The following is an 18,360-nucleotide window of genomic DNA, read 5'->3' as shown; positions in this document are numbered from 1 at the left end:
ACGGTGCCGCGGACTTATTCCCCGACACGCTCATTCAAAGCGAGCGGATTGTACGTGATAAACATCGCGTCCCCGTAGCTAAAAAAGCGATATTTTTGTTCTACCGCAGACTTGTACGCCGCCATAGTGTGCTGATAACCGGCAAATGCCGACACCAGCATAATCAGCGTCGATTCAGGCAGATGGAAGTTGGTCACCAGCGCGTCAATCACTTTGTACTGATAGCCCGGGTAGATAAAGATCTGCGTATCGCCAAAGAACGGCTCGATAAGATTGCGCTTCGCCGCCTGCGCGGCGCTCTCGAGTGAGCGCACAGACGTCGTACCGACCGCAACGACGCGGCTACCGCGCGCTTTCGCCGCCAGCACCGCGTCAACGACATCCTGAGGTACTTCGGCATACTCAGAGTGCATGATGTGATCTTCGATGCTGTCCACTCGCACCGGCTGGAAGGTTCCCGCGCCGACGTGCAGCGTCACGAATGCCATCTCCACGCCCTTCGCACGCAGTTTCTCCAGCAGCGGTTCGTCAAAGTGCAGACCCGCCGTCGGCGCCGCCACCGCGCCAGGCTTCTGGCTGTAAACGGTCTGATACAGCTCGCGGTCGGCCTCTTCATCAGGGCGCTCAATGTAAGGCGGCAGCGGCATGTGGCCGATGGCGTTCAGGATATCGAGCACCGTGCGCTCGTCGTCGAACGCCACCTCAAACAGCGCGTCGTGGCGCGCGGTCATGGTCGCCTTGATGCTCTCATCATCGCCCAGCAGCAGTTCAGCGCCCGGCTTCGGCGCCTTAGAAGCGCGAATATGTGCCAGAATACGTTTATCATCAAGCATACGTTCGACCAGCACTTCAATCTTGCCGCCGCTGGCTTTACGGCCGAACAGGCGCGCCGGGATCACGCGGGTATTGTTAAAGACCAGCAGATCGCCAGGGTTGAGCTTGTCGAGCAAATCGGTGAAAGTACCGTGCGTCAGTTCGCCCGTTGGCCCATCCAGTGACAGTAAGCGACAGCTGCTGCGCTCAGGCATGGGATAGTGAGCAATCAGGGATTCAGGTAGTTCAAAGGAGAAATCGGCGACGCGCATGACGTATACTCGTGACTTAAAAACAGGCGGCATAGTCTAGTGCTCACACCCTTTTGCTGCAACAACTAGCCGCCCCCGGACAAATAAAACGCATGAATTTTCTCGCTCACCTGCATCTCGCTCACCTCGCTGACAGCTCCCTGTCCGGCAATTTGCTGGCCGATTTCGTACGCGGCAACCCCGCTGAAGACTACTCCCCTGAGGTTGTCGACGGGATTTTTATGCACCGTCGCATCGACGTGCTGACAGATAAGCTGCCGGAAGTGACGGAAGCCAAAGCGTGGTTTCGCCCGGAAACGCGCCGCGTAGCGCCGATTACGCTCGACGTGATGTGGGACCACTTTCTGTCGCGCCACTGGGAACAGCTATCGCCGGAGATGCCACTGCCGACGTTTGTGCGCTATGCCCACCAGCAGGTGTCGGTAATTCTGCCCGACTCGCCGCCGCGCTTTGTGAATCTGAATAACTACCTGTGGTCGGAACGCTGGCTGGAGCGTTATAGCGAGATGGATTTCATCCAGAACGTGCTGAATGGGATGGCGAGCCGCCGACCGCGACTGGATGCGCTGCGGGATTCCTGGTATGACCTGGATGAACATTACGATGCGCTGGAAGCGCGTTTCTGGCAGTTTTACCCGCGCATGATGGCGCAGGCGAAAAACAAACAGCTCTGACTGGATGCACCTTGATAGGCGAAAGCTTGTTGAACGATTGTCAGCGCCTCTTTGTCTTCTCAAAGAACACTCTCTATACTGGGCGGCGTTGCGTTCCAAATAACCTTAGTATCTACAGGAGAATCATATGGTTCTGGTAACTCGTCCGGCTCCGGATTTTACAGCTGCAGCAGTTCTGGGCAACGGTGAAATCGTTGAAAACTTCAACTTCAAACAGCACACCAACGGTAAAGCGACCGTTCTGTTCTTCTGGCCAATGGACTTCACTTTCGTTTGCCCGTCTGAGCTGATCGCATTCGACAAACGTTATGAAGAATTCCAGAAGCGTGGCGTGGAAGTTGTTGGCGTCTCCTTCGACTCTGAATTTGTACACAACGCATGGCGTAACACCCCTGTCGACAAAGGCGGCATCGGTGCGGTGAAATACGCAATGGTTGCGGACATCAAACGCGAAATCCAGCAGGCTTACGGTATCGAACATCCGGACGCTGGCGTTGCGCTGCGTGGCTCCTTCCTGATCGACGCAAACGGCATCGTTCGTCACCAGGTTGTGAACGATCTGCCGCTGGGTCGTAACATCGACGAAATGCTGCGTATGGTTGACGCGCTGCAGTTCCACGAAGAGCACGGCGAAGTGTGCCCAGCTCAGTGGGAAAAAGGTAAAGAAGGCATGAACGCGTCTCCAGACGGCGTGGCTAAATACCTGTCTGAGAACGTATCCAGCCTGTAATCGGCACGGTTTACGAAAAAGGCCCGCTTATGCGGGCCTTTTTTATGCCTTACGCTGCGTCTCTCGCCAGATGCGCCAGGCCATGCCCGCCAGCAGAATCACACCCGCAATCAGCACGCCCCATACCAGCAGCGTGTTCATCCGGCTCTCCCGCTCGGCCGCAGAGGTAGCGGTCAGACGCCCCTGGCCGCCTAACGCGACATCATCCAGAATGTCGGCCTGCGGCAGGTTCGCCATATCATAGGTCGTGCGCAGGTCGGCTGGGATCAGCATGCCGGGCTCCACGCTGGCAGGCTTTGCGGCGCCGTTGCCCCAGGCGAGCACGTACGGCGCTTTCCCCTGCGCGTTGAACACCAGGTCATAGCGGTCGCGATGTCCCGTGACGCTCGGCAGGTATTCTGGCAGACGCGCATTCAGCGTCGTGATTTTCACTGCCTGCACCGGGCCCCCGTTAAGCGAAACCGGTGACGACGTTTTACCCTCAAGACGGTAAAGAACCTCTTTCTTCAGGGGATGCCATGCGTCTTTTTCCGTACTCCGCCACGCGATCTCCACGGGAAGGACGCCATCGCCATTCAGTGAGATGCTGACAGCACTAAGCGGCTGCGGACGCGTCCAGTGCCACTGCGCTTCGCTTGTCGATAGCTGCTCCCCTTCTCCCTCAAGATCGACCGCTTCCCGGGCCGCCTGGGCAGGTGCGGTGATTGCGTTTACGCCGGTCAAGGTTATCCCCTGGCTCTGCGCGTTCAGCACCACCATGAGATAGCGATTTGCATCGGGAGATAAAACGGTATCGGTGTCTATCCGATCGAGCTTAAGACGATCCTGGCCGCTGACGACGTCCAGCAATGGCATATCCTCACGCAGGGTATACCAGCGCTTAAGATCCTCGCTGTAATAGACCGACGCCGTTCCCTGCCACGGCGTCTGAGGGGTATTCCAGAGCAGCTGCAGCTGGGATATGGCCATTTCCTCCGTAGCCTTCTCCGGCAGGGTCAGTAGATAATGTTGCCCGGCAGCGGCGGCTTTTTGCCCCTCCAGCACAATCTCAACGCCGTTTCCGGAACGGAGCAGGATCTTATCGCTATCGCCGGTTCCTCGCGGGCCCGCAAGCGGCGAGGCGTCCAGCGGAAAGAGGCGCAGCGCAGTGGATTGCACCGCCCCCTGCGGACGCGTCGCGCTGACGAGGCTGAAGGGAACCGGCTCGCCCGACTGGTTAAAGACGCGGACATCACGCAGATCCGGCGACGTGCTTTGCTCATAGACGGCGAGCGGCAGCATCACCCGATACCACTGGGAAGGAGCAGACGTATCGAGTGAAAGACCAAAAGCATAGTCCCGGGGCGATTCCGTTTGTCCCTCGCCGCAGAACGCCGGGCCGGAAAACGCCAGCAGCGCGGTACAGGCTACCGCTTTCATCCATTTCATTTTTCATCTCCTGTTTTGGGCGGTAGCGGTGAGAAATACCCCACGATCAGAACCAGTATCGCCACGCCGATAAACGCCACCGCGCGCGACAAACCGCCTCCGCCCGCGCTGTCCACCAGCATCAGTTTAACTATCACCACACCGAGCAGCGCGGCACCGCAGAGCCACTCCTGCCGGGAAGCCCTACGGGTGGCATGGATCATGACCACCAGCGCGCTCAGCATCCAGAACAGGGCAAAACTGGTCTGGACAAGCCGCGAATCCCACAGCGATGCCATATTCCAGGCCACGTCGCCGTACCAGGCCAGGGCGCGCATCAGCGCACCGTTCAGCCACCAGAAGCCAAGCGCCATTATCGCGACGGCAGGCCACGGGCGGGCCTGCGAGAGCCACGCCGGGTAATAGCGATCCACCGCGCGATAAAAGACCACCAGCCCGAGCAGCGCGAACGCCGCGCCTTCCTCAAGTGGGTTTACCAGCGGCAGCCAGGTCTGACGATAGACCACGCCGTCCTGGAAATTGGTCACCACCAGCAATACCAGCAGCGCCACGACCACGGGGATCGGAGCCAGGCAGGCGTAGAGCGCAGGCCACTCCCGGAACGGCCACCCGCGACGCCGTACGGCTGCAGAGAGCGCCATAATCACCCCGCCGCCTGCGGCCATCGCTAACCCGCTGCCCCAGGCCGCCATGCCCCACGGCAGCGAACGGGCAAACCAGTAAAGCTCCGCGGCCAGAGCCAGCAAAATCATCCAGAACAGCGACAGATGCAGCCCCATCGCGATGCGCGGCAAGAGTCTCTCACCGTCGCGCCGGAGCAGCATCAGCGCGGCAGGAAGCGCAACGCACCATACGAGATTTGACCAGCCGGCGGCAACGATCTGCTGGTGCCAGAGCTGATAACCCACCATCAGCAGCATAACCGGCCACAGCAGCCATTTGCTGGCATCCAGCTCCCGCCACGCCAGGCGAGCAGCCACCTGCCGCCAGCCCCAGACCGACGCCGCCGTCAGCGCCAGCACGCACGCCAGAATCGGTAATTCCTGCGTAAGTGCAAGCCCCGATGCGCCCAAGCGCCACGAGCCAGAACAGCAGCCCGCCGGCCAGCAGCGCCCAGCTGACCGGCAGAAAGAGAGTCCGCCAAAGCCAGGCCGCCGCCAGCCAGCACAGGCTGAGGATGGTGAAGATCAGCAGCAGGCTCAGGGACGTAACGCCGTTCGTTTGCGCCCACAGCGCGCTGCCGAGCGCCAGCACCAGTAGCGCCGTCCCGCTATAGCTCATGCGACGCTGATGCTGCTGCACGCCCAGCCAGAGGATACCCAGCCCCTCCAGCGCCCAGGCCATCGCCGTCCAGCGCGCTGACAGCGCCAGCGGAATGGCGAGCGTAGCGAACCCGCCGCCGATTGCCAGCGCCGCCATAACCAGCGGTCGTCCGATGGAGGGATAGCGCCGCAGCGCAAGGAACGCGAGGGTAAGATAAGATGCGCCGTATCCCAGAGCACTCAGGGCCGGGCCATATTCCCAGTGCCGGGTCATGCCATACTGCATTCCAAAACCGATCAGCGGCGGGGCAAACAGCAGCACGCCGTCAATAATTTGCCTCCCTTTCTCCTGCGCCCGCAGCGACAGCGCCACGCTCAGGACGCCGAATATCAGCGTATTGGCAATCAGGAACAGCTGGCAGACCCAATAGTCTTCAGGCTGGTAGTCATTCAGCCCCCACAGGCCGCCCACGCCGAACGTAAACAGCAGCCCGAGCAGATTCAGCTCGCGCCAGTGCTGCCAGATGCTGATAGCGAGAATGCCGATGGAAAGCAGGAGATAGAAAGAGAACAGCGCCACAAAACTGCCGCCCCCGGTAGATAAGAGCAGCGGCGCCAGATACCCGCCGAGGCTCGCCAGCATGGCAAGGCTCAGCGCCTTCTGCAGCACCGCCAGCCCGACGCTCGCCGCGCAAATCACCACCAGCAGCGCAAAGGCCAGCGTCATCGGCAGCATTTGCCATAGCCGGAACGCGCCAAACACCGTCAGGTAGAGCACGCCGGTCGCCCCGCCCTGGAGGATCAGCGCATAGACACGCTGCCTGTGCCGCAGCCGCCACCCAACCGCCAGCAGAACAATAGCAAACAGCGCGGTTGCCACGAGGCGCAGCTCAAGCGGGAACAGGGAATGTTCAACGGTATAACGCAGCAGGAATGAAAGACCAAGGAAGAGCAGCAGGATCCCAAGCTTCGCCAGCGGATTACCCTGCATGAACCAGCGCACCAGCGACGTCAGTATGCCGCCAAAGGCAGAAAGCTGTTTTGCCGCAGGCGCCGGGGCTGGGGCGGGTTCTGCCACTGCAGCGGGAGTATCGTGGCGCCAGGGGTCGACAGGCGCGGGAGCGTCCTCAACGGCCGGCGAGCTCACAGCCGCTGGCGCGGTGGTTTGCACCGGATCCGGCTCTCTTTCAGGTACGCCGCGCTGCTCAAGCGCCTCAATGCGCTGGCGTAGCCGGGCGATCTCCTGTCGCGCCGCCGTGCTTCGGTTAAAGCCTATAACCGCAAGCACGGGTGCAACCACCAGCGCAAAAACCAGGAGCAAACAGCCAAGGATGTAAAGCTCGTCCATGTTTCCACCTTCACCGTAAACGATCCGTTAAGATTGACACAAATAGTTGCATTTGCGCCATCTTAAAAGGTGGAAACATTAGCAGGTCTTAGCTGCCGGACCAGATCGTCGCGGATATCGCAGGCAGCGCCAGCACGCCGTCCTGTATCGTCGCCTTGCCCTCTTTATTCTTCCACATAGCCACCTTCAGCAGCGGTGAATCATCCAGCACCACTTCGCAGGCTTCGCCCCGATTAATCGCCACCAGCACGCGTTGCTGGTTATAAACGCGAGCAAACACCACCACGTTATCGTGGGCGTACACCACCTGACAGCCGCCGTAGCGAAGGGCGAGACTCTGCTTACGCAGCTTCGCCAGCCGCTGATACAGGCTCAACAGCACCCTGTCCTGTTTCGCTGACTCCCACGGGAAGGTTTTGCGGCAGAACGGATCGTTATTGCCGTCCAGCCCCACTTCGTCTCCATAATAGATGCACGGCACGCCCGGCCAGGTGAAGAGCCAGGTCACCGCCAACGGCATACGCGCCACATCCTTGCCGAGCAGGGATTTAAAGCGGGCGGTATCGTGGCTATCGAGCTGGTTGAACATCCGCAGCTGCTGCTGATGAGACAGACCGGCGCGATAGTTCTCCATCCACGCTATGCAGGTTTCAGCGTCGATATGATTCGGATCGTAGGAGATATCGGTGTTAGCGAGGAATCCCCACAGCGGGAAGGTAAAGCCACGATAGTTCATCGCCGCATCTTCCGCATCGTTCTGCAGCCACTGGCGCGCGTCGCCAAAGTGCTCGCCAAACACGAACGCCTCCGGCCGGGCCGCTTTTGCCGAGCGCGCGATCCCGGCGACGTGCTGAAGGTTATTCCGCGCCCCGCCCGCTTCGCCGAGCATATGCACTACGTCCAGACGCCAGCCGTCCATATTCCACGGCGCTTTCAACCAGTGGCGGACGATGCTGTCTTCGCCGCCGTAGATTTCATTCACGAGCGTTGGCGACTGGAAATCCAGCTTCGGCAGGCTCGCGTAGCCCAGCCAGTCCAGCGCACGGCCCTCCTCGTTAAAGCTGTACCAGTCGCGCTGCGGCGAATCCGGGTTATGGCATGCCCCGCCCATCGACTGGTTATGACGGTCAAACCAGGCGTGCGAATCTCCGCTGTGGTTGAACACGCCGTCCAGAATAAGGCGCATGCCTTCGTTTTGGGTGTTCTTACGCAGGCGCAGCAGCGCCTCGTCACCGCCAAACTGCGCGTCAACGTGGCGATAATCTTCGGTATCGTATTTGTGCACGCTCGGGGCTTTAAATACCGGGTTGAGATACAGCGCCGTCACGCCGAGCTTTTTCAGGTAGGGCAGCTTTTCGCTGATGCCGTCGAGATCGCCGCCGTAAAAAGTGGATCCACCAGCCTGAGCGGTTAACGGTTCGTCCCACTCTTTCAGGATAATGTCGTGGCCCGCCGCATGGTGGTGATAAATCTTGTCCTGGTCGGCAGTGCGTTTTTCGCTGCGCGCAAAACGGTCCGGGAAAATCTGGTAAAAGACCTGGTCGTTAACCCACTGCGGGCCGTTATCCGGGTAATCCACAGCAAACTGCTCCAGCCGGGCGGGCGGGAAACGGCTAAACCCCTGCGGGGTAAACCACAGCTGACGGTTGTTCCACAAAAGCTTAAAGCTGTAGCGGCGGCGCGGCTGTCCGCTACGCAGGTCGATATTCGCCCGCCAGGCGGTGATCCCCGGCTGCGGCTGGCTGCGCAGCTTGTGCATTTTCAGCCCAGTCTCTTCGTTATCGATTTCGGCGCGGAGCGTCACGCGTTCAGGCTGATTTTCACCCGCCAGCCAGAGCGTAATCACAAGGTTGTCTTTGTTTTGCTTAACAAATGGGGCAACCGGAAGGTGCCAGGCGTTTAACATCACGAATCCCCTTAGATGAAATTGACGTCACCTTGCCACAGGGTGGTTAAGGATAGCTCACCATGACGTGATTTATTGGGGGAGGAGGACGGGGGATGAGGCAAAATTCCCTCTCCCGCAGGGAGAGGGCATAAAAAATATTACTGTGCTTCCGCCAGCTGACGGTCGCGGCGGCATTTAAACACCCAGCCCACCAGCAGCAGGACGATCCACGCGCAGCCCACGTAAAGGGAAATGCGGGTGTCCGGATGGTAGCCAATCAGGCCAATGATAAACACCAGGAAGATCAGCCCGACGACGGTCGTCGCAACGCCGCCCGGTACTTTGAACTTCAGCGCTTTCGCCTCATCCGGCGACAGACGACGGCGGAAGGCAATCTGCGACAGCAGGATCATAATCCACACCCACACCGTCGCGAAGGTCGCCAGAGACGCGATCACCAGGAAGACGTTCTCCGGCATGATGTAGTTCAGATAAACCGAGAACAGCAGCGCCACGGTCATCACCACGACGGTCACCCACGGCGTGCCGCGGCGTGAGGTTTTGGCGAACACCTTCGGCGCGCTGCCCTGCTCCGCCATGCCGTGCAGCATACGGCCCACGCCAAAGACGTCACTGTTGATCGCGGAAAGCGACGCGGTCAGCACCACAAAGTTAAGAATGCTGGCCGCAAAAGCAATCCCCATATGCTGGAAGGTCAGAACAAACGGGCTACCGTTGGTACCCACCTGATTCCATGGGTAGATGGACATAATCACGAACAGCGTACCCACGTAGAACACCAGAATACGCATCGGCACCGAGTTGATGGCGCGCGGAATGGACTTCTCCGGATCTTTTGCTTCCCCGGCGGTGATACCGATAATCTCAATGCCGCCGTAGGCGAACATCACCATCTGCAGCGACATGACCATCCCGAGCCAGCCGTTGCTGAAGAAGCCACCGTTGCTCCAGAGGTTATGGATACCGGTCGGCTGCCCGCCGTTGCCGATTCCCCAGATGATGATGCCGAAACCGGCCACGATCATGATGATGATGGTCGCGACCTTGAAGAAGGAGAACCAGAACTCCAGCTCGCCGAACACCTTCACGCTCATCAGGTTGACGGCGCAAATGATCAGCACAACGCTCAGCACCCAAATCCAGTGCGGCACCGCCGGGAACCAGACGCCCATATAGATGCCAAACGCCGTCACGTCGGCAATCGCCACAATCAGGATTTCAAAGCAGTAGGTCCAGCCGGTGATAAACCCGGCCAGCGGGCCAAGGTTTTCCTGCGCGTAGCGGGAGAATGAGCTGGCGGACGGGTTGTGAACCGACATTTCGCCAAGGGCGCGCATGATGATATACGCCGCCACGCCGCCGATGATGTACGCAAGCAGAACGCTGGGACCGGCCATTTTGATGGCATCTGCCGAGCCATAAAAAAGACCGGTGCCGATAGCAGAGCCCAGCGCCATAAAGCGGATGTGGCGCGTGCTCAATCCACGTTTAAGTTTGTTAGTGCTTTCCATTTAAATCTTGCCATTCAACACGAAAAAAACAAAAAACCACGGGGCCTTAAGCCCCGTGGTTAAACAGTTTGTTGCCGTTGATTAATGAGCGTTCGATGCAACCTGACGCCCTGCAGCACGGTCCCAGATAATGGCCAGAACCAGTGCAACAACGGTAGGCATCAGCCAGGCCAGCCCCTGCTCGGACAGCGGCAGACGCTGTGTCCATGCTGGCAGTATGTGTGCGAAAGCTGATGCTTTAATCCCGTCAAGGATACCAAAAATCAGGCTGATAAACATGGCTGGCGCAATAATTCGTGAAGAGTTGTTCCACCACGGGCGAGTAAAGCTCAGCACCACCAGCACGATACACGGCGGGTAAATCGCCGTCAGCACCGGAATAGAGACCTGAATCAGGTGACTCAAACCGAGGTTGGACACCGCCATGGAGAAGATGCCGAGGATAAACACCAGCGTGCGGTAAGAGAGCGGCAGATACTGTGCAAAAAACTCTGCGCAGGCGCAGGTCAGGCCAACCGCGGTTACCAGACAGGCCAGGAAGATGAGCGACGCCAGCAGCATACTCCCCGCACCGCCGAAGGTGTGCTGAACGTAGGCGTGCAGGATAGCCGCACCGTTGGCGTTCTGATCGACCAGCATGGCGCTGTCGGAGCCCAGGCGGAACAGCGCCAGATACAGCAGCGTCAGCCCCACACCGGCCATCAGACCAGCCCAGATGGTATAGCGTGTCAGCAGACGCGCTTCGGTCACACCGCGGGAGCGCGCGGCGTTAACGATAACGATACCAAATACCATAGCGCCCAGCGTATCCATCGTCAGATAGCCGTTCACAAAGCCGTTAGAGAATGCGGCGTTTTTATAGGCGTCCATCGCGTCGCTAATCGGGCCAGCGGGCCACACGACGGCAGCTACAGCCAGAACAATAAGCGCCACAATTTTCAGCGGAGCCAGGAAGTTACCCACGGTATCCAGCAGCTTACCCGGATAGAGGGAAACCAGAATCACGATCGCGAAGTAAATCAGGCTGTAGATAAACAGCGGCATCGCACCGTCACCGGTCAGGGGAGCAATACCCACTTCGAAGGACACGGTTGCCGTACGCGGGGTCGCAAACAGCGGACCAACGGCAAGATAGCAGACGGTTGCCAGCAGAACGCCCGCCACTTTACCAATCGGGGTGCTGAGGCTATCCACACCGCCGCCGACTTTCGCCAGCGCGATGACGGTCAGAACCGGCAGACCTACGGCAGTAATCAGGAAACCAAACGCGGCGGTCCAGACGTGTTCTCCCGCCTGTAAGCCAACCATTGGAGGGAAAATGATGTTGCCTGCGCCAACGAACAGCGCAAATGTCATAAAGCCCAGCGCGATGATGTCACGCGATTTTAAGTGATGGGTCATAAAACCTTACTGCCTGTGGATGTGGTGTTGAAAACGTTGAGATTTTCGATATCCCTGACGGGACGATACAGCCGAAAATTTGCTCAATTTCAGCGGGAAATGCTCCCGTCCAGGCGTGGAGAAGAATAGTTTTTCGATTTACCACGCAAATACAGTCGGTCTGACAGTATCTGGGGCGCAATTTAAACGCTTATAACGTTTAAAGGCAAGGTGGGATCGCAAAACCAGAACAATATGCCAGCATGAAAAAACGTACCAGCACAATACGCTATTTATAAGAAAAACCCATGGCTAATCATGCGAACAAAAAAGAGACAACCGTATAAAATTCATCCGCGTTTCGCTTGACTGCAAAGCAAACGGGCCAGCAGATGCTGACCCGTGGAAAGGTAAAATGACACGCCTGCCGTCAGGCGATCTTTTTGGCAATTAATCGTTCCGGGATCACGAAGCTGAAACGGGTACCTTTACCCAGGGTACTCTGAATATCGAGACGGCTTTCGTGGTGATTCAACGCATGTTTCACAATTGCCAGCCCCAGGCCGCTTCCGCCCGTCTGCCGCGATCGCGCTTTATCCACGCGGTAGAAGCGCTCGGTCAGACGCGGAATATGTTCCGGCGCGATCCCCGGCCCGTTGTCCTCAACGCTAAACTCGGCCCCCGTTAGGGTATGGTGCCAGCGCACCACGATATCCGTCCCTTCCGGCGTATGATTCACCGCGTTGTACACCAGGTTGGAAATGGCGCTACGCAGCTCATCTTCACTACCCAGCACCTTCAGCGTGTTGTCGACGTCAAAGGTCAGGTGATGCTTTTTGTGGCTTAACGTCTGCGCTTCACGCTCCACAACCCGCAGCATCATCGGGACATCAATGGTGTCATTCAGCGCGAGCGTTGGCGCCGCTTCAATCTTCGAGAGGGTCAAAAGCTGCTTCACCAGGCCTTCCATCCGGTGCGTTTGCTCCCGCATGGTGTGCAGCGCTTTTTCACGCGGCGCACCTTCCAGCGTTTGCTCCTGCATCATCTCCAGGTAGCCCTGCAGCACGGTCAACGGGGTACGCAGTTCGTGGCTGACGTTGGCGAAGAAGTTGCGACGTGCCCCTTCCAGCTGGTGCATCTGGGTGACATCGCGCGCCACCATCAGCCACTGCTTATCGCTGTAGGGCATTACGCGGATCTCCAGATGGCGACCATTATTGAGCTTCAGATTGTGCGGGCGGGTAAAATCACGCTTTTTCAGGTACAGCGTGAACTCGGGATAACGCAAAAGGTTGAGGATATTCTGGCCATTGTCGTCGGGCCAGCGCAGGCCCAGCAGCTGTTGAGCAAGGCCATTACACCAGAAGATCGTCCCTTCTTCGGTCGTAAGAATAACGGCATCCGGCAGTGACTCAGCACCGCTGCGAAAACGCTTAATCAGGCTTCCCAGCTCGCGGCGTCGCTTTTTATTACGCATCTGCATCTGATGCAGACCGTAGAGCAGCGGCTCCCAGCTGCCGCTTCCCGGCGGCGGCGTCATACTTCGGTCAACCCACAGCCACCAGGAGAGACGCAGCAGGTTCCAGAAATGCCAAATCAGCAGCCCGGTGACCGACGCCAGCAGAAACCACGGCAGGTGTCCAAGAAAGGCCCCCAGTAGGAAGGCCGGAATACAGCATAAGATCAGTTCAAAGACGAGCCTTTTCCATGACAGACGTTCCAGCACGCGTCACACTCCTGTCATTGTTCAGAAACGGGTAGAAAAACGATAACCCGTGCCGCGGACCGTCTGCACCATACGATCGTGGCCGCTCAGTTCCAGTGCTTTACGCAGGCGGCGAATATGTACGTCAACCGTCCGGTCTTCGACATACACGTTAGTTCCCCAGACGTTATTCAGCAACTGCTCGCGGCTGTAAACGCGCTCCGGGTGGGTCATAAAGAAGTGCAGGAGTTTAAATTCGGTAGGCCCCATGTCGAGAGGATTTTCACCGGTCATCACGCGGTGTGAGGTGGGGTCAAGGCTGAGGCCCTGCATCTCAATCACCTCTTCCACCGCCATCGGCGAAATACGGCGCATCACGGCTTTAATGCGGGCCACCAGCTCTTTGGGGGAGAATGGTTTGGTAATGTAATCGTCCGCGCCGGTCTCCAGACCGCGCACGCGATCCTCCTCTTCTCCGCGCGCCGTAAGCATCACAACCGGGATGTCGCGGGTCAGCGCTTCACGCTTCAGGTGTTTGATAAACTGCAGTCCGGAGCCGCCAGGCAACATCCAGTCCAGCAGGATCAGATCGGGCCAGGGTTCATTCAGCTGGTTCACCGCGCTGTCATAATCCTCCGCTTCAACCGGCTGGAAGCCGTTTTGCTCGAGCACGAAGCACACCATTTCACGAATTGGAGCTTCATCTTCTACGACCAGAATACGTCTCGCCATACTTTGCCCTGTCTTATCTTATTTAAGTTACAAGTTTGTAATGCGGCGTCATTATGCGTCAGATTTATGACAGATTTATGAAAAACAGTACCACGATAACGGGCAAACGGTTGTTTTATTACAGCGGTTATTTTCCCGTCTCTGAACGTTTATAATCCTGCTTTCTCTTTTTTGCCACGGATCAGCTATGCGAATACTTCACACCTCGGACTGGCATCTGGGTCAAAATTTTTACAGCAAAAGCCGTGCGGCTGAACATGAAGCGTTCCTGAACTGGCTGCTGGAAACGGCCCGGACGCACGAGGTGGACGCGATTATTGTGGCGGGTGATATTTTCGACACCGGTTCGCCGCCAAGCTATGCGCGTGAGCTCTACAACCGCTTCGTGGTAAATCTGCAGCAAACCGGCTGTCATCTGGTGATTGTCGCCGGTAACCATGATTCCGTCGCAATGCTGAATGAATCCCGCGACATCCTGGCCTTCCTTAACACTACCGTGGTGGCCAGTGCCGGACATGCTCCGCAGATCCTGAAAAAACGTGACGGTACACCTGGGGCGGTACTGTGCCCGGTTCCCTTCCTGCGCCCGCGTGATATCGTGCAGAGCCAGGCGGGGATGTCCGGCGGAGAAAAACAGCAGCATCTGCTGCAGAGCATCACTGACTATTATCACCAACAATATACCGATGCCTGCTCCCTGCGCGGCGAGCAAGCCATTCCGGTGATTGCCACCGGCCACCTCACCACCGTCGGTGCCAGTAAAAGTGACGCGGTACGTGACATCTATATTGGCACGCTGGATGCCTTCCCGGCACAAAATTTCCCGCCAGCGGATTATATCGCACTCGGACATATTCACCGGGCACAGGTCATTGGCGGTTGCGAGCACATTCGCTACTGCGGCTCGCCCATTGCGCTCAGTTTTGATGAGACCGGCAAAGCCAAATGTGTTCATCTGGTGAGCTTTAGCGAGGGCAAACTCAGCGCCGTTGAGTCGATGGAGGTCCCCGTCACCCAACCGCTGGCGGTGCTGAAGGGCGATCTGGCGGCCATTACCGCCCAGCTGGAGCAATGGCGCGACGTCCAGCAAAATCCCCCCATCTGGCTGGATATCGAAATCACGACCGATGACTATCTGCATGATATGCAGCGTAAAATCCAGGCGCTGACGGAAGCGCTTCCCGTCGAGGTCTTACTGGTACGCCGCAGCCGCGAACAGCGCGAGAAAATTCTGCTGGGTGCGCAGCGTGAAACGCTCAGCGAACTGAAGGTGGAAGAGGTATTTGAACGCCGTCTGTCGCAGGAAGAGATTGACGACACAACGCGCGCAAGGCTTAACGAGCTGTTCCTTCATACTCTGCACGCGCTCGCTGATGAGGAAGAGAACGCATGAAAATTTTGAGCCTGCGTCTGAAAAACCTCAACTCCCTCAAGGGCGAGTGGAAAATTGATTTTACCGCTGAGCCGTTTGCCAGCAACGGGCTGTTTGCCATCACCGGCGCGACCGGGGCCGGTAAAACCACCCTGCTTGACGCTATCTGTCTGGCGCTTTATCACGAAACGCCGCGACTGCAGAAGGTCTCCCAGGCGCAAAACGACCTGATGACGCGCGACACCGCCGAGTGCCTGGCGGAAGTGGAATTCGAGGTAAAAGGCACTGCCTACCGCGCGTTCTGGAGCCAGAACCGCGCGCGCAACCAGCCTGACGGGAACCTGCAGGCGCCGCGCGTGGAGCTGGCGCGCTGCGAAGATGGCAAAATCCTGGCCGACAAAGTGACGGATAAACTCGAGCAAACCGCCGCGCTCACCGGGCTGGACTATGGTCGCTTTACCCGCTCCATGCTGCTCTCGCAGGGGCAGTTTGCCGCCTTCCTCAATGCAAAACCGGGCGATCGCGCCGAGCTGCTGGAGGAGCTGACCGGTACGGAGATCTACGGCCAGATTTCAGCGATGGTATTCGAGAAACATAAGGCCGCCCGTAACGCGCTTGAGATGTGCGAGGCGCAGGCCGCAGGCGTTGTGCTACTGAGCGAAGCGCAACAACAGCAGTTACAGCAGAGTTTGCAGGCACTTACTGACGAAGAGAAAACCCTGCTGACTCAGCAGCAGAACCAACAGCGAGATTTTCAGTGGCTGACGCGCAACGATGAACTTATTCGCGAGCAACAGCGCGTAATGTTCTTGCAACAGCAGGCGCAGCACTCCCTGAAGGAGGCCGCGCCTGAGCTGGCAAAGCTCCAGCTTGCGCAGCCCGCCACCCAGCTTCGTCCTCTGTGGGATAGTCAGCAAGAGCAGACCACGCGCCTCGGGCAGACAAAGCTGCGCATTGTCGAAGTAAATACTCGCTTACAGGCCAAAACCGCGCAGCGCTCGCGCATCCGGCTTACGGCACTGCGTACCCATCAACAACTGCAGACCGATCTGACAACCCAGGCAACATGGCTGACGGCGCATGAACGTTACCGGTTGTGGGGCCAGGAGATTGCTGGCTGGCGCGCCCATTTCACACAGTTGAATCGCGATAAACATCAGATCGCCACGCTTGCAGCACGTATTGCTGAATCACGTCAGAAGCTCGCCGACATGCCGGAAAATGCCCTGACGCTGACGGCGGATGACGTGGCAGCGGCACTGGAGCAACAGTCCAGGTCACGCCCTTTCCGTCAGCGCCTGACGTCACTTCATGCCCGCTATCAGCCCCTGCAAAAACGGCTGCAGCAGAACGCGGATACCCGGCAAAAAGCTCAGGCCGAGCAGGTAATACTCAATGAAACGCTGACGCTGCGCCGCCAGCAGTACAAAGAAAAAAACCAGCACTATGTCGATCTGAAAGCATTGTGCGAAAGCGAAGCGACGATCAAAAAGCTGGAAAACTACCGTTCGCAGCTTGAGGCGGGTAAACCCTGCCCGCTGTGCGGTTCCAGTGAACATCCCGCCGTTGATACGTATCAGGCGCTTGAACTCACCGAAAACCAGCGACGCCGGGATGCGCTGGAAAAAGAGGTCGCCGCGCTTAAAGAAGAAGGTCTGTTGGTACTGGGACAGGTCAATGCCCTGACGCAGCAGATCCAGCGAGAAACAGACGAAGCAAAGACGCTTTCTGAGGAAGAGCAAGCGCTCACTAAAGAGTGGCTGGAGATCTGCACCACCCTGAACATCTCATTGAATATTCAGGAAGATATCACCACGTGGATGAACGAGCAGGAACAGTACGAGCGCCAGCTTTATCAGCTGAGCCAGCGTCTGACCCTGCAAAACCAGCTGAACGAGCAGGAAGTGCAGGAGCGACAGTATCAGCAACAGCTGTCGGCTACGCGGCAGGCGCTGGAAAACTCCCTGCTCGCACTATCACTGAATGTCCCTGAAGAGGGCTCAGAAGCCGTCTGGCTGCACGCCCGGGAAGCGGAATTCAACCTGTGGCAGGAAAAACAGACGCAGCATGCGGCGATTCAGGAGCGCATTAACACCCTTAAACCTCTGCTCGACACGCTTCCGGCAACCGATGACACTGAGGCTGAACCGGCCATTCCTGAGAACTGGCGAGAGATCCATGACGAATGCCTGTCGCTGCAGAGCCAGCTTGCCACCCTGCAGCAACAGGAAAGTCTGGAAAGCGAGCGGTTACAGCACGCCACAACGCAATTTGCCACCGCCCTGGCGGCCAGCTGCTTCGCCGATCGGGAGGACTTTCTCGCCGCGCTGCTGGATGAGGAGACCATCCGCCGTCTTGAGCAACGCAAGCAGGTGCTGGAGAGCCAGCTTCAGCAGGCAATAGCGCTCTGCGGGCAGGCTGAACAGCAGCTGCAGGCCCACCAGAGCCAGCGACCGGAAGGGCTGGAAGCCGACGCGCAAACCCTGCAGGCACAGCTACAGCAGCTGGCGCAGCAACTTCGTGACAACACCACCCATCAGGGGGAGATCCGCCAGCAGCTTAAGCAGGACAGCGATAACCGCCAGCATCAGCTGGCGCTGATGCTGCAAATTGACGAGGCCTCACGTCTGACCGAGGACTGGGGGCACCTGAATGTGCTGATCGGCTCCAGCACCGGCGACAGGTTCCGCAAATTCGCCCAGGGTCTGACGCTGGATAATCTGGTCTGGCTGGCTAACCAGCAGCTTAATCGCCTACACGGGCGCTATCTGCTCCAGCGTAAAGTCAGTGACGCACTGGAGCTGGAGGTGGTCGATACCTGGCAGGCCGATGCCGTGCGCGATACCCGTACGCTCTCTGGCGGCGAAAGCTTCCTCGTCAGCCTGGCGCTGGCGCTGGCACTTTCCGACCTGGTGAGTCACAAAACGCGAATCGATTCGCTGTTCCTGGATGAAGGATTCGGCACGCTCGACAGCGAAACGCTGGACACCGCGCTCGATGCGCTCGACGCGCTGAACGCCACCGGGAAAACCATCGGCGTAATCAGCCACGTTGAGGCGATGAAAGAGCGCATTCCGGTGCAGATCAAGGTGAAGAAAATTAACGGGCTGGGGTATAGCAGGCTGGATAAGGTGTTTGCGGTGGAATAAATGGGAGGATGGTGCGGTCTGGTGCCCTCACCCTGGCCCTCTCCCTGGCCCTCTCCCAAAGGGAGAGGGAATAAA

At 58.2% G+C, this 18,360-nt stretch carries 11 protein-coding genes and 1 pseudogene; 4 read left to right on the top strand and 8 right to left on the bottom strand.

All coding sequences use genetic code 11. The features are described 5' to 3' along the window. Positions 1-14 precede the first annotated feature (14 nt). Positions 15-1,085, bottom strand: coding sequence for a tRNA preQ1(34) S-adenosylmethionine ribosyltransferase-isomerase QueA (gene queA, locus KGP24_RS05165; RefSeq protein WP_143347476.1), 1,071 nt, complete (start codon positions 1,083-1,085; stop codon positions 15-17). A gap of 92 nt (positions 1,086-1,177) precedes the next feature. Here queA and acpH point away from each other — a divergent pair, with 92 nt between their 5' ends. Together acpH and KGP24_RS05155 are read left to right on the top strand one after the other, a co-directional pair. Continuing rightward, positions 1,178-1,759 (top strand): ACP phosphodiesterase, encoded by a 582-nt coding sequence (acpH, locus tag KGP24_RS05160; RefSeq protein ID WP_223562579.1) that lies wholly within the window; start codon positions 1,178-1,180, stop codon positions 1,757-1,759. A 127-nt stretch (positions 1,760-1,886) separates the two neighbouring features. Beyond that, positions 1,887-2,489 carry a peroxiredoxin gene (locus tag KGP24_RS05155; protein WP_014168840.1) on the top strand — a complete coding sequence of 201 codons (603 nt, stop codon included), beginning with the start codon at positions 1,887-1,889 and terminating at the stop codon, positions 2,487-2,489. A 42-nt stretch (positions 2,490-2,531) separates the two neighbouring features. Here KGP24_RS05155 and KGP24_RS05150 read toward each other — a convergent pair whose 3' ends face one another. The 7 genes and pseudogenes from KGP24_RS05150 to phoB all read right to left on the bottom strand — a co-directional run bounded on the left by KGP24_RS05150 (position 2,532) and on the right by phoB (position 13,764). Next, positions 2,532-3,917, bottom strand: coding sequence for a DUF3999 domain-containing protein (locus tag KGP24_RS05150; RefSeq protein WP_223562578.1), 1,386 nt, complete (start codon positions 3,915-3,917; stop codon positions 2,532-2,534). After that, positions 3,914-6,527 (bottom strand): annotated as a pseudogene (locus tag KGP24_RS05145) (DUF2339 domain-containing protein). The gene KGP24_RS05150 and the pseudogene KGP24_RS05145 overlap by 4 nt, the downstream one beginning before the upstream one ends. Before the next feature lie 88 nt (positions 6,528-6,615). Continuing rightward, a complete protein-coding gene (malZ, locus tag KGP24_RS05140) occupies positions 6,616-8,433 on the bottom strand; it encodes a maltodextrin glucosidase (protein WP_223562577.1) in 1,818 nt (605 codons plus the stop codon). Between the two features lie 140 nt (positions 8,434-8,573). Further along, the gene (gene proY, locus KGP24_RS05135) at positions 8,574-9,947 is read right to left on the bottom strand and encodes a proline-specific permease ProY (protein WP_008503261.1); all 1,374 of its coding nucleotides are present in this window, start codon (positions 9,945-9,947) and stop codon (positions 8,574-8,576) included. An 81-nt stretch (positions 9,948-10,028) separates the two neighbouring features. Further along, positions 10,029-11,348 (bottom strand): branched-chain amino acid transporter carrier protein BrnQ, encoded by a 1,320-nt coding sequence (gene brnQ, locus KGP24_RS05130; protein WP_223562576.1) that lies wholly within the window; start codon positions 11,346-11,348, stop codon positions 10,029-10,031. 409 nt (positions 11,349-11,757) lie between these two features. Then, on the bottom strand, positions 11,758-13,053 hold the full coding sequence (gene phoR / locus KGP24_RS05125) for a phosphate regulon sensor histidine kinase PhoR (protein WP_223562575.1): 1,296 nt from the start codon (positions 13,051-13,053) through the stop codon (positions 11,758-11,760). A gap of 21 nt (positions 13,054-13,074) precedes the next feature. Further along, positions 13,075-13,764, bottom strand: coding sequence for a phosphate response regulator transcription factor PhoB (gene phoB / locus KGP24_RS05120; protein ID WP_008503265.1), 690 nt, complete (start codon positions 13,762-13,764; stop codon positions 13,075-13,077). Positions 13,765-13,951: 187 nt separating this feature from the next. Between phoB and sbcD the strand changes: the two genes are divergently transcribed. Beyond that, positions 13,952-15,157 (top strand): exonuclease subunit SbcD, encoded by a 1,206-nt coding sequence (sbcD, locus tag KGP24_RS05115; protein WP_223562574.1) that lies wholly within the window; start codon positions 13,952-13,954, stop codon positions 15,155-15,157. Then, positions 15,154-18,285 (top strand): exonuclease subunit SbcC, encoded by a 3,132-nt coding sequence (gene sbcC / locus KGP24_RS05110; RefSeq protein ID WP_223562573.1) that lies wholly within the window; start codon positions 15,154-15,156, stop codon positions 18,283-18,285. The genes sbcD and sbcC overlap by 4 nt, the downstream gene beginning before the upstream one ends. Positions 18,286-18,360: the final 75 nt, after the last annotated feature.

The organism is Enterobacter sp. JBIWA008 (assembly GCF_019968765.1).
Taxonomy (GTDB): domain Bacteria; phylum Pseudomonadota; class Gammaproteobacteria; order Enterobacterales; family Enterobacteriaceae; genus Enterobacter.
This window is presented reverse-complemented; position numbering and strand designations above follow the sequence as displayed.